Genomic DNA, 20,505 nt, shown 5'->3' on the forward strand with positions numbered 1-20,505 from the left:
CAGTACTCGTCCTTCCTAGGGCTGCAAAGGTTTTTTATCACGCTGAAAAGAAGACAAAGGGCTAAAATCAAGTTCATTTTCGCCCTTTGTCAACAATCTTTTAATACGTTCAAACCAATCAATTTCTTATGGTCAATAAAAACCGTGCTGATGTGATTGACGAGAGCATCCCTGTAAGCTATTGTGAAAGAGTGGATGTAAAAAAAAGGATATGAATTAGGGAGATGTCGATGATTGAATGCTCAAAGCCTGTGGAAACGGAATTTTACTTATCTATTTGTTTCTAAAATGTGTAAAATTACTGCTGATAGTTTATCTTTTAACACCATTTTGTGGCTTTTAGTGCTAGGGGGAAAAGGAGCAATTGGAACAGCATTTTTTATTGCCGTTAGTTTTGTCCCTCAAGCCATTATTGGGCCGTTTATTACCCCAATGATGAAGCCGCATCAATTGAAATTTTGGATGTGCTTTGCTGATTTAACTCGGGCGGCGATTATACTTGTGATTGTGGTGAGTTATTTTTATGATTTTTCTCCTTTAGCACTCATCATTGGCGGTATGTTGCTGCATTCAGCGACTGGTGGTTCCTATGAACCAGCTTCGGTGTCTATTATTCCAAAGCTTGTGCATGAAGATGTGATACAAAAGGCGAATGCAACCATTCAATCAGCCAGTCATGTGGTCAGGCTTGTGACTGTGACGATTTGTGGTGTCATGATTGCATTTGTAGGGGTAGGATATACAATGCTTGTGATTATTCCTCTTTACCTCATGTCCGCTTTGCTGGTTTTGCTGATTACATATAAAACGGAAGCGATCATGGATAAAGGAAAAAAAGGATTATCATACGGAAAACGATTAATAAGGGGATTTTCACTTGTGAAAAGTCATCATATTTTGTTTCCATTAGCCATTTTTTGTGTCTGCTCCAATTTTGCTGCGGCACCGTGGGAGGCATTGTCGGTTATTTATTTAACAGAAGATTTACATAGTGGACCAGTAGTATATTCATTCATCAAAGTGACCACGGCATTAGGTGCATTTTTGATGGGATTCATTTTAACAAAGGTGAAAGTGAATCGATACGGTCTGTTGTTTATCGGGGCAGGGATCGTTGATGGAATTGCATTTTTCATTACAGGGATGAATGCTTTATTACCACTTGTGTTTATATCTGCATTTGCCTTAGGTGCAGCCATCAGTGCAGTCAATGTACCTGAACATACGATGATTCAATTGTCAGTAAAAGCGGAGGATCAGCCGCAAGTGTATGCGATTATTAACATGATCTCGTATTTAATGATACCGTTAGGCGCTCTCATTGGTGGTTATATGGCGACGTTATTCGGTTCAGGTTATGTCATTGCAGCAGGAGGACTGATAGAGGCTATTTCAGGTATATGCTTGCTCCTTTTCACAAATATTGGGAAGGTAGAGAGAGCAGATTTGACGATAGAACGGGACAAACCAAGCTTAAACGCCACATGATCATGGCATTTTTGAATCACGATGGGTTACAATGATAACGAGAAAGAAATAGGATGTCATTGAAAGGAGCAAGAACCATGGCGATAGCAGATGTCACCATCATTCCAATAGGCACTGAGACACCAAGCGTGAGTGCATATGTAGCAGACGTACAAAGACTGTTAGAGGGCTTTCAACAAGAAGGGAAAATCAAATATCAGCTCACACCAATGAATACTTTAATTGAAGGGGAGCTATCCGTTTTATTTGAGGTCATTCAGCGTATTCATGAGGCTCCATTTGAAAAGGGTTTACACCGAGTAGCAACCAATATCCGCATAGATGACAGAAGAGATCAAACGACCACCCTTTCAAGCAAATTAGAAAGCGTGAATAAACATTTGAATCAATAGAAAAAGCCTGCTTATTGCAGGCTTTTAATGTGCAGTTGGATAACCGCTATAGATGATGGTCATGACGGTAAACCATCCAAAAACCAAAAATGTGGCGCCAGCGAAAGCAATGGCCAGTACGTTCACTTTTTTGAGTGAGCGATAGATGCCGAGAGCGGCTAAAATCGTGACTAGACCAAAAATAATGACGAGCATCATATGAAAGTCCCCCTTTGTCATCAATCCCCTTGATTTCCTTTCTTTTCATTTTAACCGTTTTCATAAAGCTTGTCGAGTACATTCAAGTTGACGATTGTTTGAATTTTTATTGAATAGCCTTCATAATAAAAAAGAATGAAAAAAGTAGTAGGTGATGAAAATGAATTGGAGAAGAATGCCGCTAGGCTATGTGCAAGCGAACGCATATATTTGGAAAAATGAACAGGGAGAATGTTTAATTTTTGATCCAGGCGGCGAAGCGCAAAAGCTAATTTCTTATGTGAAAGAAAAACAGCTGAAACCACTTGCAGTCTTACTGACACATGCCCATTTTGATCATATTGGTGCAGCAGATGAGGTGCGTCAAGAATGGGGAATTCCGCTTTATGTCCATGAAAAGGAAAAAGAATGGCTGACAAATGCTCAGCTAAACGGTTCAGCTCGACTAATTGGTAACGGAATTACGGTCAAAGAAGCGGAACAATTGATTACGTCAGAAGGACCTCTTCAAATTGGATCGTTTACATTAGAAATGTTCCACACACCAGGTCATTCACCTGGCAGTGTGTCTTACTATTCAGCGGAAGAGGGATTTGTGATTTCTGGTGATACTTTATTCCAAGGCGGTATCGGGAGAACTGATTTAACGGGCGGTAATCAAGACGTGCTACTTCAATCGATACATGACAAATTGTTGTCATTGCCAGAATCAACTCTTGTGTTAAGTGGACATGGCGAGGAAACAACTGTGCTTACAGAACAGGAGCAAAATCCGTTTATCAATGGGTTTTCTTTATAATCGCACGCACGAAAAAAGCATCTCTTTCAAAAGAGATGCTTTTTTCTATTAATGTCCGGTACCGGGAACCATGATGAAAATCGAATAATATGTAAATCCGGCAAAGAAAATCGTCAAGTACGCTCCGAAAATGTAAATATACATTCTTTCGGATAAATTCAAGTAGGATAAAAATACAAAAAGAACGGTTTGACCGAAGAACAGCAAGGATGCATCTTTCATATGTCCTAAATAGAACATGACAGCAAAAATACCCGTCCAAAACCCAAGAACGCGGAACATGCGATTCATTTCTTTCCCTCCCCTTAAAAAACCCCTTTGATTCATATTATAGCTGATGATCACTTGTTATGTAAACATTTACATTTTTGACAACGTGTGAACATTCATTCTTTCGTTAGAAAAAATTTTTTTGAAAAAGTGATGAAAAAGTGTTTATGCCTAAATTTATGAGGGTACTTAGTCCATAAGAGAAAAGGTTAACGACCTAAGGAGGAAGACTAATGAGTGACATTACTTTTTATTCATACCCAAGCTGCACGTCTTGCCGCAAAACAAAACATTGGTTAAAGGCGAATCAAATTGATTTTAAAGAGCGTCACCTTTTCAGAGAAACGCCAACTCTAGACGAATTGAAAAAAATCCTTTCCTTAACAACAGAAGGAATGGATGAAATTTTAGCTACTCGAAGCCAAGCTTTTAAAAGCTTAAACTTAAATATTAATGATCTAAAAGTGAATGAGGTACTTCAGCTTCTCATTGAAAAACCAAAGCTGCTCCGGAGACCCATCATCATTGATGGAAATAAATTAGTGGTCGGCTATAATCCAGGGGAACTCATGAAAATTTCAAAAAAGAAAGCGATTCATCAATCGGTTTCCTAATCAAAAACGAAGATCAGCTGAATGATGTTTCAGCCGTCTTCGTTTTTGTGCTGAACTGGGCTAGCTGGGTTCGAACCAACGATCACGGAGTCAAAGTCCATTGCCTTACCACTTGGCTATAGCCCAATATGAAACGTGTAATGCTATTGTTCACCATCTGCGGTCATTTATACATAAAAAGTTGGTTGTCACTAGTTGTAAGTGAAAAAGGAGCGAACGACAGAAATGAAAAATAAAAAATCTGAGCAATTATATGAATTTATTCTTAAAGAAGCCCCTGTCATGACCGAAGAATGGCTGAAAACAAGAACAGAAGAAGGCTCATTATATTCCAAACATGCTTCAGAGGAGACAGAAAAGAAGCTGAAAGAACAAAACACAGCATTTATCCAAACGATTGCAGCAACGTTAGTCACGCTATCAGATAAAGTAGAAGACCATCTAAAAAAGTGGTCAGTTGATATTGCCCGCGATCGAGCTGTTCATGAAGTACCTTTATATGAAATCATCGGACAATTTAAGGTGTTCCGCCACATTTTTTGTTCCAGAATTGAGACCTTTACACAACAAACAGAGCTTGAAGTGACACTCAAAGATGTGTGCGATTGGAATCAGCATTTTCACGCCACGTTTGATGACATGATTGCGCGTTTATCAGAAGAGTATGACCGCGTGACGATCAATCAGCTTAATGCACAAAGAGAAATGATTCAAGAGCTTAGTGCGCCTGTTATTCCAGTTTCAAAAGAGATCGGTATTTTGCCGCTGATTGGTGAAATTGATACGTACAGGGCAAAAATCATTTTGGAATCAGTGCTAGAACAGGCATCTAGACTGCGTCTAACCCATTTATTTATTGATATATCTGGCGTTCCCGTTGTTGATACGATGGTTGCTTATCAGCTGTTTAAAGTGGTTGATAGTGCGAAGTTGCTAGGAATTGAGACGATTATATCAGGCATTCGCCCAGAAATCGCTCAAACTGTAGTGAAACTGGGCATTGATTTCTCAAAAGTAAATACTGAACACAGCCTTGCAAAAGCTTTAGAAAAAAGAGGCTTTCGTATCTTTGAAGAACAGCAAGAAGCAACGTGAACCAAAAAATGTTACTAGTAAAAGTAACGGGTCCGTTGACAAGGAGAAACAAGATAATGAGCATATGAATGAGATGACCAATTCGCATACAGATTTGGTCTCTTTTTTTTATCCATAAATCAGACACGAAAGGATATTCTTTATCTTCAAATCAGTAACCTATTAAGGAGGATTAAATTTGGAGACACCTCCTTGTAACAGATCATCCATAATGAAAGAACCAAATGAAATGATCATAAAAAGAGGTGCCAATAGCACTTCTTTTTTATTTTCTCCTCTGAACGGAACCCGTTGTTGTGAAAGTCAAGTTTTTTGATGTGCGCTTCTGTTATTTATAGATGAAATACACCTCAAATTGAACATTTTCACATCTTTTCAGTCATGAAAATCATAAAATACGCTTTTGTCAGGTACGTTCTACCATCATACAATGGGGTCACTGAAAGGAGTGAACCACTTGTATGGTATTGAATATTTGGGACAAGAGCTGCTAGAAGAGGCATGCCGCATGAGAGCATCTGATGTGCATATTGTTCCGAGAGAAAAGGAAGCTTCAGTCTCTTTTCGTGTAGACGCTGACCTCATTCAGCAGCGGATCATTGACAAAAAGAGCGGAGAGCGGCTCATTGCTCATTTCAAATTTTTATCTTCTATGGATATTGGTGAAAGAAGGAGACCACAAAATGGGTCATTGGCTGTGATGCTAAGACGCGGTCAAGTGTTTGTTCGGCTCTCTACACTACCGACTGTAAATGATGAAAGTCTAGTGATTCGGATTTTACCGCAGGATCATGTGCCGAAAACAAAGTATTTGTCACTGTTCCCGAAGGCTTCAGCGAGATTATTATCGTTTCTGAATCATTCGCATGGGCTCATTTTATTTACTGGACCAACAAATTCAGGGAAAACGACAACACTTTATTCATTGATTCAGTTTGCCAAAAAACATTTTAATCGAAATATTATTACCCTTGAAGATCCTGTGGAAACAAGAAATGAAGAAGTGCTGCAGGTTCAAGTAAATGAAAAAGCTGGTATCACCTATGCGGCAGGTTTACGCGCTATTTTAAGACATGATCCAGATATGATTGTGCTTGGAGAAATAAGAGATGCGGAAACAGCCAGAACAGCTATTAGAGCAGCTTTGACAGGTCATTTAGTCATGAGCACACTACATGCAAAAAATGCAAAAGGAGCTCTTTATCGAATGCTGGAATTTGGAGTGACGATGAATGAACTCGAACAAACAATGGTTGCCATTGCTGCTCAGCGGTTAATCGAACTCGCATGTCCATTTTGCGGCGAAACGTGTGAGCTTTATTGCAAACTAAATCGGCCAGTCAGACGAACAAATGTATTTGAATTGCTTTACGGAAAGGAGCTTGGTGAGTGTATCAAAGAGGCAAAAGGAGAATACGCTCATTCGTCATACGAAACACTGCAAAGATTAATTCGGAAAGGAGTGGCACTCGGCTATTTATCAAAAAGCACATATCATCGATGGGTTTATGAAGAAGCGAGCCTCTAAAGCCTGGTCTAAAAAAGAACAAGCTGAATTCTTATCGAAACTGGCTCAATTGATTCAAGCCGGATATACATTGGTTGATGCACTAACGATGGTGAATATTCAGTTATCAAAAAAACAGCAGCAGCGATTAACGCCAGGCATTCAGTGGCTGCTTGAAGGGGAGCCTTTTTACGTTGTACTTGAGCGACTTCATTTTCAGCGGGAAGTCGTCGCTATTCTTTGTTTTTCAGAGAAACATGGCAGCCTAGCGCGAGCTCTTGAACAAAGCGCCCGTTTTCTAGAGAAAAAAACCATGCAGGTAGACACATTCAAGCGTATGTTACGATATCCGATTTTTCTTATGTTTACGGTTTTTGTTGTGCTCATCATTGTTCAGCAAATGATCGTCCCTCAATTTACTTTATTATATTCATCTATGAATACAAGCATGTCATGGCTCATTCAAGGGATGTTTGGCCTCTTCCAATTCCTACACGCTTCGCTGCTCATGATCGGTTGTATATGTATCTGTCTTTTTGGATATTATGAGCTCTTTTTTAAGAAAAAATCGACCCTTGAGAAATTGAAAGTCATCAGCAGGCTGCCAGTGGTATTTAAAGGGGTACAGCTGATGCATACGTATCTTTTTTCTCTTCAGCTAAGTGGACTTCTCCAAGCTGGGTTATCGATTTACGAAAGTTTGCAAGCTTTTAAACAGCAGACCTATTTACCCTTCCTTCAAGAAATGTCTGAACAAATGATAGGAGAGTTAAGAAAAGGTGAGAGTATGGAACATCAAATAAGCCGGTCTCCTTTTTTCGAAAGGCATTTTGCAGCTGTCATTAAGCATGGGGAAGCAAGTGGGATGCTAGCAAGAGAAATGTACACATATAGTCAATTTCTTTTAGAGAATGCAGAATTGAAAATTGAAAAATGGGTTTCATGGCTGCAGCCTGTCATCTATGGCTTAACAGCATTTCTTATACTCATTGTGTATTTATCTATTCTTTTACCAATGTATCAATTAATGGAACAAGTGTGAAAAGGAGGACTAAGGCATGAATGATAAAGGATTTACACTGTTAGAAATGTTAATTGTCATGCTTGTGATCTCCATTCTTTTATTGATCACCATTCCAAATATCACTCGGCATCATCAAAGCATTCAAGCAAAGGGCTGTGAAGGGCTGAAATCAATGGTGAGTACACAGGTAATGGCATATGAATTAGAGCATGACGGCAAGACGCCATCTTTAGCTGAATTAGAAAAAGAAGGCTATGTCAAAAAAGGATTAACTTGTCCGAATGGAAAGGCAATTTTCATTCAAAACGGGGATGTGAAAAATGAATAAATCGCTTTTCCAGGAGAAAGGATTTACACTCATTGAGCAGCTCTTGATCGTCATGATTTTCTCTATCTTATTATCGATAATAGGTGGAAAAGTGCCCAATGTATTAGAAAGTGCTGAAGCAAAAAAGCAAGTGAACTTGCTAAAACAAGATCTTCAATTGGCATCTTATACTGCATTTATTAAAAAAACACGAGTGACTGTTGAGTTTCACCCAACTAATGTATCTTATCAAGTCATCGAGCAGAATAGTGAGCAGATCATTGCTTCTAACCTACACAAAAAAGGCATCATCAAGCAATCCACATTTCAACAAGGTCTTCACTTTAATAAAAACGGACATCCAAATAGCGGTGGTTCTCTCATTGTTCAATTTGGCAGTCAAATATATAAACTCACGATTTACTTAGGGAGCGGGCGGATTCATGTTCAGAAACAATAAAGGATTTAGTACGTTTGAGATGCTCCTTTCTTGCCAGCTCTTTCTATTTGCTGCTCTTGTGCTCGTGCCATCCTTTGAAAAACTGACAATAGGGAAAGAAGAATTAAGAGCCAAACTGGAAGCTTATCAAATTTTACATGAGTATATGAATAAAGCTTTTATAGAAGGTCAAAAGAAAACAAGTACAAAGAAACGAGGCGAGATCACATATGAATTCATTTGGGGTCAGGAGAAGGGATGTGTTTCATACAAAGTACAAAAAAAGCAGACGATTTGCTTTTGGCATTTGGAGCGATGAACAAGGCTTTACACTCGCACAAGCAATATGGCAATTGCAGCTATTTTTGCTGCTTTCTTTTGGCTGCATGCTGCTTTTATCAATTACTGAAAAAGCTCATCCGTTTGCAGAAATCAATAAGTTTTCACAATTGGAGTGGAAACAAACGGTCCTGCAATTAGAGGAGGATCTAAATTGTGCTGTCGCTGTAAGAGCGGTGAAAAATGGAACAGCTCTGGAGTATATTTCAAGTCAAGGGCGAGTGGTGACGATTGAGCCGTATCAAGAGATGCTTCGTAAACGAACGGATCAGGCAGGTCATCTTCCTTTATTACAAAAGGTGAAACAATTCCATGTAAGAACAAAAGAGCAAACCACCACTCTCCAAGTCACAGATGTATTTGGTCAAGTACATGAAGCTGTTTTTTTCACTTACAAAGGAGTGATTCCTAAAACGTGAAAAGAGAAGACGGGTTTATTTATCCTCACGTACTTGCTGTCATTCTTTTATTTTTATTGATTCTAGGCTCAATGACCATTGGGTTTCAAAAAGAGTTGAAAAGTGCAGAGCTCACAATTTCTTTTTATCAAAAACAGCAGTTATTTCGAATGGGTCTAAATGAAGCCGCAAATAAATTAAATCGGATTTGTGATCAGCGATTGAGCCCAATTGTCACAGAAGAAGGCCGAGTGACATTGAAGCGAATTGGGTGCGATCACAGAAAAAAGATAGTCCGCCTCTTGGTTAACATCGAAACAAATGGTGGTGTAACTGACGAGCGGGAACTAGAGATGAATAAGGAGACAGGAGAAATCAATCAATGGATCAGCACTTATTAGCGAGTGTATAAAACGATACTCTTCTTGGTAACACTTTAAGGAAGAAGAGGTGAGTGTTCGTTGAAGACAAATGATTACGTAAAATATATGACGCAGGAAATCATTAAATACATGAATACACCACGTGATGAGCGGAAAGAACATAAACAGGAAAAAATGGAGACAAAACCACCATTTTCTCAGCGTTTATTTGGTGTTCTGCCTTTTGGCTTCTCAATGATGCTAAAAAAACGTCATCGAAAAAAGTAAAAAGCCGCCAGAAGGCGGTTTTTTTTAATGTCATTTTAGCTGTATTCTTCGACAACAATGACTTTATTGACCTTGTTCGAGTATGGGTTATAGGAAATGGTGACATATACCCCAAATTCTTTGGCCTGATCTTTCAACGTAATATGATATTGCTTCACGGATTCTTTCTCCCGGTGCCGATCCCACACTTTTTGTTTGAATAAAACATGTGCTAACGGATACCGTTTTTTTGCTTCTTTGACTGCCCTTGTTTCCCATTGATCTGCGGCAGCAGTGATTCCTTTTGCCTCCGCTAGATGGGCGCTTTGGATCGAAGGGCTTAACAGTAAACTGAGCATGATCATGATTCTTCCATATTTCAACTAACATCACCTCACCAATTATTATCCTGACCAAATCCTGCACTTTTATGTAAATTTTTAAGAAGTACAAATGTCACAGAAAAAAATATTGAATATGGCGAAAGAATGAGAAAATGGAAGAATTTTCTCGGTAATGTTCTTGTTTAAGAACAAAATGGACTAATTTGACGTTTTGGATTTTATAGGTAATTCCTTATACTGAGTGTAATCGTTCTTTTTAAAGAACAATTGTTCAAGGAGTTGAAAGAATCAATGAAACAGCCGCTCTTTGTACTATTTTGTGCTATTTGTTTGATTTTCACTTCTTTTTTTATTACGTCTACTAATGCTTCTTTTAACGATGTCGAGCATTCGAATTTTGTCATGGAAACATGTGAAAATTTCGAAGAGACAGATCAGCATTGCCAGCCAAAGAAATGGGATAGAAGTCATTTGAAACTGATCGATCAAACGATTATTGAGGGGACAGTCTGTGCGCCTCAAAAGCTGAGCATGTCACTAAAAAATATTGGACAACCCATCGCGCACTCTGAATGGAAGTGGGAACTACATAAAGTAGAGGGTGTTCAGATGCCATTACAAGATGGCCATGTTATTGAAAAAGGTGCTATACAGTCCCTCTCATCAGAAGAAACGACGACTGTCACGTCAGTTAAAGCAAAAACAAATGGAATCTATGTGTTTAAAATCTATTATCCTAAAGGATTTGGTGGTTCTGAAAAGCCATTCTTTACGTCTCAACATATGCAGCTTTCGAACTGTCAAGAAAAGGCGTCCTAAATAGGGTTTGCCTGCTGAATGAAACATGATATGCAAAGGGGAGAAAGGTTATGAAAAAATGGATGAAAATGTCTGGGAGTATTCTTTACGCGCTGGTCTTCACGATGATGATTGTGTGTATTATTGTCGTGTTGTCATCAAGAACAACAGGAGGAGATCCTCAGATTTTTGGTTATGAGTTCAAGCAAGTATTATCTGGATCAATGGAACCGGAATTTTCGACTGGTTCATTGATTGTCGTGAAACATGTCACCTCACCTGAAACACTCAAAAAAGGGGATATTATTACGTTTCAAACGAAGCAAGACCAATCCTTTGTGACTCACCGCATTGTTGGGGTGAAAGGAAAAGGAGTAAATAAAGCCTTTGAGACAAAAGGAGACCACAATATGTATCAAGACGGCACGCTGGTCAAAGCGAATCAAGTGACTGCGCAGTATACGGGAGTGAACATTCCTTATGCAGGAAAGCTTCTTTCGTATGCAGGAACTTCTGCTGGGACCGCTCTTTTGCTCATCATTCCAGGGGTGATGCTGCTTGTTTATTCAACCATTCATTTTGTTGGTGCTGCCAAACATCGAAGACATACGGCTGAGTTACATATGTCAGAGGAACAAGCATAAATTTTCGTTTGTAACCTAAATCAGGTTTCAATAAAACAATTTATTAGGGGGTTCAATCATGGCAATGAAAAAATCAATTCGTTTAGGTGTTTTATCGGGAGCATTAGGTCTTGCTTTAATTGGAGGGGAACGTGGGCTGCATTTAATGATGTTGAGACGGCAAACGCGGTCTACTCTACAGGAGAGCTGAATCTATCTGCAAAAGAGAATTCCGGCGCCATCAACCTTGCGAACATAAAACCCGGTGACCGTATAAAGAAGGAATTTAATTTTGAAAATAAAGGGTCTCTTGCAATTAATCAAGTCCTGATGAGTCTTGATTACAGCCAATTTCAAGATGGAACATCAGCGAAAAATGGCGGGAAGAATACAGCTGAAGAATTCCTCAGCCAATTTCAGGTGAGTGTTCTAACGGTTGGAGCCGAAGGTGGGAATGGATACCCGAAAAATATTATTTTAGACCATGCAAACCTGCTTGACCTGCATCTATTAACGTCAAAGCAGGATCAGACCGCATTTGAAAAGCTTCGTCATGCCGTCGATGAGAAGTTTTTACATGAAAGTGGTAAAATTAATGTTGCCACCGTTGATGGGTCAACAGCTCCAGAGTATGACGGCATTCCAAAGAATCCGTTTGATTACGATAAAATGGAAATGATCATTGAATTTGTCAATGACCAGACGAAGGATAAAGCGGGTAACTATATCCAAAATAAATACCAAGGCGATGCGATTCAAGTTGATCTTTCCTTCGAAGCGACTCAGTGGAATGGTTTAACGATCAATCCAAAAAAGCATACGGATGAAAAAGGTTACGTGAAAGAAAACGAAAAAGCACACAGCGAAGATAAAAAATAAAGTCAGTCTTTAGACTGATAACAAGATCTGCATAGCAATTGGAGGAGTATGCGCTAAAATATGCGCATTACTCCTCTTCTTGCTTTTTTTTCCAGATTTGATAATCTAAAAATTCACGAAATTGCTTTTTCGAAACCCCTGATGTCATTGCATCTCGAACTAGTTTTTCCCATTCACTATCTAATTGACCATCGTATTCGGTTTCATCATTTTCGTTTAACAGTGTATGAACCGAGACGTCCAGAACAGCGGAGACTTTTTCAAGAAATTGAATGGAGGGGTTTGTTTGCAAGTTTCTTTCTATTGAACTTAAATAAGACTTCGCTACCCCAGCCTTTTCGGCCAGTTCTGATAGTGAGTAGCCTTTTTCATTGCGGTATTGTTTAATACGCTGGCCAATCAATGTCATCACCTTCCTTTCGATATTATAGCACATTCAGAAAGGTTTGATAGAATGACTTCTTGCCATAGGGGGAGACTCAGAGGACTTTTCGCGTGATTTGAGAAAATGACGGACTTCTTCTACTGTTAGTCCTGCTTTGCGCGCTTCGCGTAATAATTGAACCCATTCACTGTCTAATAACTTCGTTTTCTTTTCCATACAAATACCCTCCTAAAATACTGAATCGTGTATTTCAGGCACTTAACGCATGAAATGGAAAAACACAGGTGATAAGACCTCATAGATTGCTTGCGTCATGTTTCCGCCCAATACAAACAGACAAACGTTGCTTTTGATTGATCGAAAATTTGATATCACATGAAAGGGAGGGAGACATGCTAAGTCAGCCCCCTCTTTTTTGCTGTAAGTAAAAAAGTCCGCCATTTTCAATCGTAAGACTGATTTTTGGTTCGTATAAAGTTTTAAGTGCTTGTCTTTCTATTTCATATTCTACAGATGTGTCTGAAGTCCCTTCATAAAATTGGTTTAAAAGTTCCGAGTCTTCTTTCCACTTTTGAACAGCTCTTACCGCCCAATCATCCGGCTCTTCATTGGCATAACGTTCCATCAGGCTGTAAAGCCGTTTGACGCCGCTCTCTGGCTTAATCATCGTACTCATTGTGAAGCAATAATCAGGAATTTGAGACGATAGCTCACGTGCTTCTAGCTTCTCTTGAAATTGTTCGATGACTTCTCCGCGTATTAGATGAAGTCCAAGAGACAGCAGTTTGTCTTTTTTACGGTCTGCCAGATAGGATATTTTGACATTGAGACCAAGCCACGGCTCCAGTGCGATCTGGCTGTTTGTGAGCGGTCTGACTTTTTCGTACAGCCGAATAAAACGGCCTTGCTGTTTCACAACCTCGAATATTTGGAATAAACGAGGGGAGCCGAAGTGGACAAATTCTCCTTCGACCGAGTCATCAGCTTTTTTTTGATCGGTGATCAAAGTCAATTGCCGCGGCTCAGGTACGCCTCCCGTTTTTTCGAGCCAATGCCAATAAAAAGGACGGTTCATGATCAATTTATCCATTTCGATTGTCAGCTGTACGGTCATGTGCCCTGCACTTTCTTCAAGTATGTCGCATTGATTTGCCTGAAAGAAACGGAGAAGAAATGTGTGAATCTCGCGCTGCTCCATTGGTCAACTCTCCTTTATGAACCTTGCTGTCTTTCTTCTAAAAGCGGTGTTTGTGCTTCTGTTAAATAGGAAGCAAATTGGGTTAATTTCTTTTTCATATCTACGTCAGACTCGTGCTGGAAGAGAATTTGATGCAATTCTGTTTCAGCATCTTGGATATCAATTCGGGTTAAAATATCATCTAGATCGCCAATGACGTTTTCAAACAGCTGAATTTTTTCATATAAAAGTTTTAAAATATGTTCTTCGACTGTCCCGCTAGTTGCCATATTGTAAATGTGGACATCCCGCTCTTGACCGAGCCGGTGAATACGTCCAATTCTTTGTTCCAAGCGCATTGGGTTCCACGGAAGGTCGTAGTTGATGATTTGGTTGCAAAATTGAAGGTTGATCCCCTCGCCGCCTGCTTCTGTTGCGATGAGCACTTGCGCCCGCTCTCTAAATAAATCTTTCATCCAGTCTTTTTTACTCCGTTTAAACCCGCCTCGAAAAGGAACCGAACTGATGCCGTTTTGCTGGAGAAACCATTGTAAATAAATTTGTGTCGCGCGGTATTCAGTGAAGATAATGACTTTTTCATTTAATTGCTGAATGAGTTTAACGACTTCAAGTGCTTTAGAATTTTGTTCTACCTGGTTAATTTTCTCCATGATGTGCATCATCGCAGAAGCACCTAGAATGTGTTTTTCCTCTTCTTGCATTTTTTTAATGGTCATATAGACGGCCTCACGACTCGAACAGCATTCTCGTTCTAAGGTCATAATTGAAAACATGTGCTTCGTATAGGAAGGGTTTTCTTTTAACTGACAAATTTCATCATATAGTGCTTGTTCTGTCGGGGAGAAATCAATAGAAATTGTCTTCACATGACGCTTTGACCACTCGATGCCAGTGTCTTGTCTCCGGTTCCGAATCATGACTTTATTGACTAACTGTTTTAGCCGGTCATGGTCTTCAAGTTGAAGGTCTTTTTTGGCAAAGAGGTCTTTAAATTGTGTTTCATTACCTAAATGGCCTGGCTTCAACAGAGAGACGAGATTAAAAATTTCTCCTATCCGATTTTGGATAGGTGTGGCTGTGAGCAGTAGGCAGAACTTTTTATTCAAATTTCTCACAAACTCATAGTTTTTCGTTTTATTGTTTTTCAGTTTGTGTGCTTCATCAATAATGACCATATCGTAGGAGATGGATAAGATCGTGTCTCGATGCGGCTGTCTTTTGGCTGTATCAATTGAGGAAACCACAACATCGCACTGCTCCCACACATAGCTCTTTTTTTGCTCGACAGCATCTATATAAAATTTTGTCCGCAGTTCTTGTACCCATTGGGACACAAGGGAGGCGGGTACGAGAATGAGAATCTTCTTGGCAAGTCCGCGAATCATGTATTCTTTGATAATCAGTCCTGCTTCAACGGTTTTTCCAAGACCCACTTCATCTGCTAAAATGGCTTTCCCATTCATCTCTTCTACGACTCTTCTAGCGACTTCGAGCTGGTGTTTTAAAGGAGTAAATGCAGGCAGGTGCGCAGGTGCTTGCAGTCCTTCAAATGAATCAATGGCTGTCACTTTTTGTACCTGTGCTGCTAAACGGTACATATCCCAATTCGCCCAGGGACCGTCTGCTGTAAGCCGCTTTTGAAATTCACTTGCCCATTTTTGATCAAAGATCGTTTGAATATTCAATGTGACCGCCTGCCTTTCTGGTAGAGTGATGATAAAATCGTTCTGTTTTTAAACGCTTCATTTTTTGATAGCGATTTAAAAGATGTTATATATCAATAAAAGCGAACGATAATGAATAATTATTTTAAAAATGTTAATGATTTTTCTGTTGCTCTTCATCCATTTCTAATGGTAGGATGTTGGTAAGTGATCTAGAGAATAAGTCACCCATTTTGATAGTATGTCCAATAAAGGTGAAGAATATGAGCGGATGATGGTATGGGGAGAGACCTAGCGGTTATTTTGCACTGACAGGCGCCGAAGGAGCAAGCTGAATTGGTTCAGTGAATCTCTCAGGCAAAAGTACTCTTACCGGACGCAACTCTGGAGAGTGTTTGCGCAGCGATTTTTAGCAAACCACCAAAGGGGAAAACGCACAATGATGTTGTGCTGTAAACTTTCAGGTGCAAGGACAGAGACTTCTTTTTGATAAAAGGGAGCGCTCTGTCCTTTTTTGCTGTGATTTTTTTCTGAAAATTCAGCTTGTAATGTGCACTGTAAGAAAAAAGGGGGAAACGATTGATGTTGAAACGAACACCGCTTTTTCATGCGTATGAAACGTTTGGCGCAAAAACCATTGACTTCGGGGGCTGGGAATTACCTGTCCAATTTTCTTCCATTAAAGAAGAACATGAAGCTGTTCGAACAAAAGCAGGGCTGTTTGACGTGTCTCACATGGGTGAGGTGGAAGTCACAGGTCAGGGAGCCCTTCCTTTTTTACAAAGGTTATTAACCAATGATCTGTCAAAGCTGACAGACGGTAAGGCACTATATACAGCCATGTGTTATGAAGATGGCGGAACGGTGGATGATCTGCTTGTCTACCAAAAAGAAAAGAACAACTATTTGCTTGTGATCAATGCTTCAAATATCGAAAAAGATGTGGAGTGGCTGCTGAAACATCAAGGTGAGGAAGATGTTTCGATTAAAAATGTCTCTGATCAAACCGCCTTGTTAGCCCTTCAAGGACCTCATGCTGCTGACATCATCAAAGATGTTGCGGATGAAGAGGTAACATCACTGAAGCCATTTACGTTTTTATCAAAAGCAATCATTGCGCAAAAAGAGGTGCTTGTTTCAAGAACCGGCTACACAGGAGAAGATGGCTTTGAAATCTACTGCCAGTCAAAAGATGCTGTTCACCTTTGGACCGCTTTATTAGAAGCCGGACAGCCGAAAGGACTGATCCCATGTGGGCTCGGTGCACGTGACACCTTAAGATTTGAAGCAAGACTTCCGCTTTATGGCCAAGAGCTCACGAAGGATATTTCTCCTTTAGAAGGCGGCATTGGTTTTGCTGTTAAAACGGATAAAGAAGCAGATTTTATCGGAAAAGATGCACTTAAAAAACAAAAAGAAGAAGGACCAAAGCGAAAGCTTGTCGGGATTGAAATGATAGATAAGGGGATTCCGCGGACAGACTATCCAGTCTTCTCAGGAGATAAGCAGATTGGTTTAGTCACAACCGGTACACAATCTCCAACATTAAAGAAAAATATTGGGCTTGCCTTGATTGAAACATCAGAGGCGCAGCTTGGGACAGAAGTGGAAGTGCAAGTTCGCAAAAAACGTCTAAAAGCCAAAATTGTCGCCACACCATTTTATAAAAGAGCCAAATAACGAGGAGGAATAGAGGATGAAGCACAGGTATTTGCCGCAAACAGAGCAAGATCAAAAAGAAATGCTGGATGTCATCGGTGTTCAGTCAATTGATGAGCTTTTCTCAGATATCCCAGAGAAAGTCAGATTCAAAGGTGCGTACAACATTAAAGAAGCCGCATCAGAAACAGAGCTAGTGCGGGAATTGTCTCGTCTTGCTGCAAAAAATAAAGATACAGTGGCTTATGCCTCGTTTTTAGGTGCTGGTGTGTATGATCATTACCAGCCTGTGATTGTCGATCATGTGATTTCACGTTCTGAATTTTATACAGCGTACACACCTTATCAGCCTGAAATTTCTCAAGGTGAATTGCAAGCAATCTTTGAATTTCAAACAATGATTGCTGAGCTGACCGGTATGGATCTTGCCAACTCCTCGATGTATGATGGCGGAACGGCATTAGCTGAAGCGGCGATGCTGGCTGCAGGACATACAAAAAAGAAAAAGATTGTGGTATCTGAGACGGTTCATCCTGAATCAAGAGCGGTGCTGAAAACATATGCGAAAGGACAGCATATTGAAGTCGTCGAGGTACCTGCGCGAAAAGGTCAGACCGATCTAGCTGCATTAGAAGAAGCCGTCTGCGAGGAAACAGCAGCGGTCCTTGTACAATACCCAAACTTCTTCGGTGTTGTCGAACCGTTAAAAGACATTGAACCGATTGCACATAAAGGGAAAAGTCTGTTCATCGTCTCAAGTAACCCGCTTGCACTTGGTTTACTGACACCTCCAGGAAAGCTTGGGGCAGATATTGTCGTTGGTGATGCGCAGCCATTTGGCATTCCAGCTGCATTTGGCGGACCTCATTGTGGATATTTCGCTGTGACGAAAAAATTAATGCGGAAAGTGCCGGGGCGTTTAGTCGGACAAACAGAAGACGAGAACGGTGTGCGAGGATTTGTGCTGACCCTTCAAGCGCGCGAGCAGCATATCCGAAGAGACAAAGCGACTTCAAATATTTGTTCAAACCAAGCATTAAATGCGTTAGCCGCTTCTGTTGCGATGACGGCGCTTGGAAAAACAGGTATCAAAGACATTGCCTATCAAAACGTACAAAAAGCCCATTATGCCAAGACGCAGGCAGAAAAACACGGGTTACAGGCTGAAATAGAGGGCGCTCATTTTAATGAATTTGTGTTGAAACTGAATGAACCTGTGAAAGAAGCCAATAAACGATTACTTGAAAAAGGAATCATCGGCGGATATGACTTGGGACGGGATTATCCAGAGCTTCAGCAGCATATGCTCGTCGCTGTGACAGAACTAAGAACAAAAGAAGAAATTGATACGTTCATCAAGGAATTGGGGGATCGTCATGAATAAACAAGATCAGCCGCTTATTTTTGAATTATCCAAAGAAGGAAGAATTGGTTACAGCCTGCCTGATTTAGACGTACCTGAGGAGAAGCTCCCAGATTTATTTGATGAAACGTATATCCGCCATGAAGATGCGGAGCTGCCAGAGGTTTCTGAGCTGGATATTATGCGTCACTACACAGCATTATCTAGGCGTAATCACGGGGTCGATTCTGGCTTTTATCCTCTAGGCTCTTGTACGATGAAATATAATCCAAAGATTAACGAAAAGGTGGCACGTCTTGCAGGCTTCTCGCATGTGCATCCACTTCAAGAGGCAGACACTGTGCAAGGTGCATTAGAGTTACTTTATGATTTAGGCGACCATTTAGAAGAAATTACAGGAATGGACGCCGTGACATTACAGCCTGCGGCAGGAGCACATGGCGAATGGACGGGGCTCATGATGATTCGTGCATACCATGAAGCAAGAGGAGATCATAAACGAACAAAAGTCATCGTGCCTGATTCTGCTCATGGAACAAATCCCGCATCTGCAACAGTGGCTGGATTTGAAACGATTACGGTGGCATCTAATGAACATGGGCTTGTCGATTTAGACGACCTGCGCCGTGTTGTCAATGAAGAAACGGCGGCTCTCATGCTCACAAATCCAAATACACTTGGCCTTTTTGAAGAAAATATTTTAGAAATGGCTGAAATCGTCCACGGAGCAGGCGGGAAGCTCTATTATGATGGAGCGAACTTAAATGCCGTATTAAGCAGAGCAAGACCGGGGGATATGGGATTTGATGTGGTTCACTTAAATCTTCATAAAACCTTTACAGGTCCACACGGAGGAGGAGGCCCTGGTTCAGGTCCAGTTGGCGTGAAAAAGGATTTGATTCCATATTTGCCAAAGCCAGTGCTTGTGAAGAAAGAAGGTCGTTATTTCTTTGATTACGATCGTCCAGAATCCATCGGCCGTGTGAAACCGTTCTATGGGAACTTTGGTATCAATGTCAGAGCGTATGCGTATATCCGCTCTATGGGACCAGACGGCTTAAAGGCTGTAACTGATCATGCGGTGTTGAATGCAAACTATATGATGCGCCGCTTATGTGCTCATTATGATCTGCCATTTGACCGCCATTGTAAGCATGAATTTGTCCTTTCAGGTAAACGCCAAAAGAAACTAGGTGTGCGGACACTTGATATTGCCAAACGATTACTTGATTTTGGCTATCATCCGCCAACGATTTACTTCCCGCTAAATGTAGAGGAATGTATCATGATTGAACCAACTGAAACAGAATCAAAAGAAACCCTCGATGCATTTATTGAAGCGATGATTCAAATCGCAAAAGAAGCGGAAGAGAACCCAGAAATCGTACAGGAAGCACCACATACAACCGTTGTGAAACGAATGGATGAAACAAAGGCAGCACGGAATCCAGTGCTAGTTTTTGAAAGAAAATAAAAAGACTCATGGGGCAATAGCTCCCAGAGTCTTTTTTGTTAGTTCTTTGTTTTAATGCGGCCGCCCCATTTTTTAAAGCCGCCCTTTAAATTATAAATCTCACGACAGCCATTTTTACGTAACGTTTGAGCAGCCTTTCCGCTTCTCAAATTATTTTGGCAATAGAGATAAACAGGCTTGTCAGGGCGTATTTCATTTTTGCGCTGCTTTAATTGTGAAAGGGGAATGTTTCTTGCGCCTAAAATATGTCCACCTTCAAACTCATTTGGTTCTCTCACATCAATGAGTTGGGCTTTGCGGTAACCTTTGATAAATTCTGCTTCCGTCAGCGTTTTCATTATGCGCTGCTGATAAATGTAACTGCCGATGGAATAAAGAACGAAAAGTCCACAAAGTGAGAGGACGATATAGTTGAATATTGGCAATACGACTCGACTCCTTCTTGAGCATCAGCACAGTCACCTGTCTGATGGTACGTTTTAGACAAATACTATTATAGTAAAGCAAAAGAAACTTGTCATCATAAATGGTAAGAATTATTTTCAATTCCTTCCCTATTTGATAGACTGATGAAGAGAGAAAATCGGTGGTCACCACCATTATCTAACATTGACTACGT

At 40.3% G+C, this 20,505-nt stretch carries 26 protein-coding genes, 1 tRNA gene, 1 pseudogene and 1 riboswitch; of the genes and pseudogenes, 19 read left to right on the forward strand and 9 right to left on the reverse strand.

Features of this window, described 5'->3' with window-relative positions; genetic code table 11:
* The first annotated feature begins 234 nt into the window (after positions 1-234).
* Together KFQ09_RS17405 and KFQ09_RS17410 are read left to right on the forward strand one after the other, a co-directional pair.
* Positions 235-1,488: an MFS transporter gene (locus KFQ09_RS17405; RefSeq protein WP_255835846.1), complete on the forward strand. Its 1,254-nt coding sequence runs from the start codon at positions 235-237 to the stop codon at positions 1,486-1,488.
* A gap of 77 nt (positions 1,489-1,565) precedes the next feature.
* A complete protein-coding gene (locus tag KFQ09_RS17410; RefSeq protein ID WP_017367597.1) occupies positions 1,566-1,880 on the forward strand; it encodes an MTH1187 family thiamine-binding protein in 315 nt (104 codons plus the stop codon).
* Positions 1,881-1,904: 24 nt separating this feature from the next.
* Here KFQ09_RS17410 and KFQ09_RS17415 read toward each other — a convergent pair whose 3' ends face one another.
* Complete coding sequence (locus tag KFQ09_RS17415) at positions 1,905-2,078, reverse strand: DUF2759 domain-containing protein (RefSeq protein WP_003217333.1); 174 nt, start codon at positions 2,076-2,078, stop codon at positions 1,905-1,907.
* A 160-nt stretch (positions 2,079-2,238) separates the two neighbouring features.
* Here KFQ09_RS17415 and KFQ09_RS17420 point away from each other — a divergent pair, with 160 nt between their 5' ends.
* Positions 2,239-2,877, forward strand: a complete 639-nt coding sequence (locus KFQ09_RS17420; protein ID WP_017357989.1) for an MBL fold metallo-hydrolase — start codon at positions 2,239-2,241, stop codon at positions 2,875-2,877.
* Positions 2,878-2,925: 48 nt separating this feature from the next.
* Here KFQ09_RS17420 and KFQ09_RS17425 read toward each other — a convergent pair whose 3' ends face one another.
* On the reverse strand, positions 2,926-3,168 hold the full coding sequence (locus tag KFQ09_RS17425) for a DUF2626 domain-containing protein (protein WP_003217440.1): 243 nt from the start codon (positions 3,166-3,168) through the stop codon (positions 2,926-2,928).
* A 212-nt stretch (positions 3,169-3,380) separates the two neighbouring features.
* Here KFQ09_RS17425 and KFQ09_RS17430 point away from each other — a divergent pair, with 212 nt between their 5' ends.
* The gene (locus KFQ09_RS17430; protein WP_007501232.1) at positions 3,381-3,761 is read left to right on the forward strand and encodes a Spx/MgsR family RNA polymerase-binding regulatory protein; all 381 of its coding nucleotides are present in this window, start codon (positions 3,381-3,383) and stop codon (positions 3,759-3,761) included.
* Positions 3,762-3,816: 55 nt separating this feature from the next.
* Here the strand turns inward: KFQ09_RS17430 and KFQ09_RS17435 are convergent.
* Positions 3,817-3,887: transfer RNA gene (locus KFQ09_RS17435), tRNA-Gln, on the reverse strand.
* A 99-nt stretch (positions 3,888-3,986) separates the two neighbouring features.
* Between KFQ09_RS17435 and KFQ09_RS17440 the strand changes: the two genes are divergently transcribed.
* The 9 genes from KFQ09_RS17440 to KFQ09_RS17480 all read left to right on the forward strand — a co-directional run bounded on the left by KFQ09_RS17440 (position 3,987) and on the right by KFQ09_RS17480 (position 9,520).
* Positions 3,987-4,856 (forward strand): STAS domain-containing protein, encoded by an 870-nt coding sequence (locus KFQ09_RS17440; protein WP_017367596.1) that lies wholly within the window; start codon positions 3,987-3,989, stop codon positions 4,854-4,856.
* A 457-nt stretch (positions 4,857-5,313) separates the two neighbouring features.
* Positions 5,314-6,384: a competence type IV pilus ATPase ComGA gene (comGA, locus tag KFQ09_RS17445; RefSeq protein ID WP_017357987.1), complete on the forward strand. Its 1,071-nt coding sequence runs from the start codon at positions 5,314-5,316 to the stop codon at positions 6,382-6,384.
* The gene (gene comGB / locus KFQ09_RS17450; RefSeq protein ID WP_255835847.1) at positions 6,365-7,405 is read left to right on the forward strand and encodes a competence type IV pilus assembly protein ComGB; all 1,041 of its coding nucleotides are present in this window, start codon (positions 6,365-6,367) and stop codon (positions 7,403-7,405) included. The genes comGA and comGB overlap by 20 nt, the downstream gene beginning before the upstream one ends.
* 16 nt (positions 7,406-7,421) lie before the next feature.
* A complete protein-coding gene (gene comGC / locus KFQ09_RS17455; RefSeq protein WP_008342186.1) occupies positions 7,422-7,715 on the forward strand; it encodes a competence type IV pilus major pilin ComGC in 294 nt (97 codons plus the stop codon).
* On the forward strand, positions 7,708-8,154 hold the full coding sequence (comGD, locus tag KFQ09_RS17460) for a competence type IV pilus minor pilin ComGD (RefSeq protein ID WP_017367594.1): 447 nt from the start codon (positions 7,708-7,710) through the stop codon (positions 8,152-8,154). The genes comGC and comGD overlap by 8 nt, the downstream gene beginning before the upstream one ends.
* Positions 8,138-8,452 carry a competence type IV pilus minor pilin ComGE gene (comGE, locus tag KFQ09_RS17465; protein WP_017367593.1) on the forward strand — a complete coding sequence of 105 codons (315 nt, stop codon included), beginning with the start codon at positions 8,138-8,140 and terminating at the stop codon, positions 8,450-8,452. The genes comGD and comGE overlap by 17 nt, the downstream gene beginning before the upstream one ends.
* Positions 8,394-8,891, forward strand: a complete 498-nt coding sequence (comGF, locus tag KFQ09_RS17470) for a competence type IV pilus minor pilin ComGF (RefSeq protein WP_017367592.1) — start codon at positions 8,394-8,396, stop codon at positions 8,889-8,891. Before comGE ends, comGF begins: the two co-directional genes overlap by 59 nt.
* A complete protein-coding gene (gene comGG, locus KFQ09_RS17475; protein ID WP_017357982.1) occupies positions 8,888-9,271 on the forward strand; it encodes a competence type IV pilus minor pilin ComGG in 384 nt (127 codons plus the stop codon). The genes comGF and comGG overlap by 4 nt, the downstream gene beginning before the upstream one ends.
* Positions 9,272-9,331: 60 nt before the next feature.
* Positions 9,332-9,520 (forward strand): YqzE family protein, encoded by a 189-nt coding sequence (locus KFQ09_RS17480; protein ID WP_017367591.1) that lies wholly within the window; start codon positions 9,332-9,334, stop codon positions 9,518-9,520.
* 35 nt (positions 9,521-9,555) lie between these two features.
* On the opposite strand, the gene KFQ09_RS17485 is transcribed toward KFQ09_RS17480, so the two are convergent.
* A complete protein-coding gene (locus tag KFQ09_RS17485) occupies positions 9,556-9,882 on the reverse strand; it encodes a DUF3889 domain-containing protein (RefSeq protein ID WP_017367590.1) in 327 nt (108 codons plus the stop codon).
* Between the two features lie 252 nt (positions 9,883-10,134).
* Here KFQ09_RS17485 and tapA point away from each other — a divergent pair, with 252 nt between their 5' ends.
* From tapA to tasA, 3 genes and pseudogenes are all read left to right on the forward strand, one after another.
* Complete coding sequence (tapA, locus tag KFQ09_RS17490; protein ID WP_017367589.1) at positions 10,135-10,662, forward strand: amyloid fiber anchoring/assembly protein TapA; 528 nt, start codon at positions 10,135-10,137, stop codon at positions 10,660-10,662.
* A 50-nt stretch (positions 10,663-10,712) separates the two neighbouring features.
* Complete coding sequence (gene sipW / locus KFQ09_RS17495) at positions 10,713-11,285, forward strand: signal peptidase I SipW (protein ID WP_017357979.1); 573 nt, start codon at positions 10,713-10,715, stop codon at positions 11,283-11,285.
* A gap of 58 nt (positions 11,286-11,343) precedes the next feature.
* Positions 11,344-12,143, forward strand: a pseudogene (gene tasA, locus KFQ09_RS17500) (biofilm matrix protein TasA).
* A 67-nt stretch (positions 12,144-12,210) separates the two neighbouring features.
* Here the strand turns inward: tasA and sinR are convergent.
* The 4 genes from sinR to KFQ09_RS17520 form a co-directional block, all read right to left on the reverse strand.
* Positions 12,211-12,546 (reverse strand): transcriptional regulator SinR, encoded by a 336-nt coding sequence (gene sinR, locus KFQ09_RS17505; RefSeq protein WP_017357978.1) that lies wholly within the window; start codon positions 12,544-12,546, stop codon positions 12,211-12,213.
* Between the two features lie 33 nt (positions 12,547-12,579).
* Positions 12,580-12,744, reverse strand: coding sequence for an anti-repressor SinI family protein (locus KFQ09_RS17510; protein ID WP_008342197.1), 165 nt, complete (start codon positions 12,742-12,744; stop codon positions 12,580-12,582).
* A gap of 184 nt (positions 12,745-12,928) precedes the next feature.
* On the reverse strand, positions 12,929-13,726 hold the full coding sequence (locus KFQ09_RS17515) for a YqhG family protein (RefSeq protein WP_017367588.1): 798 nt from the start codon (positions 13,724-13,726) through the stop codon (positions 12,929-12,931).
* 14 nt (positions 13,727-13,740) lie between these two features.
* Complete coding sequence (locus tag KFQ09_RS17520; protein ID WP_017367587.1) at positions 13,741-15,411, reverse strand: DEAD/DEAH box helicase; 1,671 nt, start codon at positions 15,409-15,411, stop codon at positions 13,741-13,743.
* Positions 15,412-15,661: 250 nt separating this feature from the next.
* Positions 15,662-15,769, forward strand: a riboswitch (glycine riboswitch).
* A gap of 203 nt (positions 15,770-15,972) precedes the next feature.
* On the opposite strand from KFQ09_RS17520, the gene gcvT reads away from it, so the two are divergent.
* Genes gcvT through gcvPB form a run of 3 tightly spaced genes read left to right on the forward strand, consistent with a single transcriptional unit; the run spans position 15,973 to position 19,886 of the window.
* A complete protein-coding gene (gcvT, locus tag KFQ09_RS17525) occupies positions 15,973-17,070 on the forward strand; it encodes a glycine cleavage system aminomethyltransferase GcvT (protein ID WP_255835848.1) in 1,098 nt (365 codons plus the stop codon).
* Positions 17,071-17,086: 16 nt separating this feature from the next.
* The gene (gene gcvPA / locus KFQ09_RS17530) at positions 17,087-18,433 is read left to right on the forward strand and encodes an aminomethyl-transferring glycine dehydrogenase subunit GcvPA (protein ID WP_017357974.1); all 1,347 of its coding nucleotides are present in this window, start codon (positions 17,087-17,089) and stop codon (positions 18,431-18,433) included.
* Positions 18,426-19,886 carry an aminomethyl-transferring glycine dehydrogenase subunit GcvPB gene (gene gcvPB, locus KFQ09_RS17535; RefSeq protein WP_017367585.1) on the forward strand — a complete coding sequence of 487 codons (1,461 nt, stop codon included), beginning with the start codon at positions 18,426-18,428 and terminating at the stop codon, positions 19,884-19,886. Before gcvPA ends, gcvPB begins: the two co-directional genes overlap by 8 nt.
* Positions 19,887-19,924: 38 nt before the next feature.
* Here gcvPB and KFQ09_RS17540 read toward each other — a convergent pair whose 3' ends face one another.
* Positions 19,925-20,305, reverse strand: coding sequence for a rhodanese-like domain-containing protein (locus KFQ09_RS17540; RefSeq protein WP_024718853.1), 381 nt, complete (start codon positions 20,303-20,305; stop codon positions 19,925-19,927).
* Positions 20,306-20,505: the final 200 nt, after the last annotated feature.

This window comes from Bacillus sp. FS02 (assembly GCF_024398395.1).
Taxonomy (GTDB): Bacteria; Bacillota; Bacilli; order Bacillales; family Bacillaceae; genus Bacillus; species Bacillus altitudinis.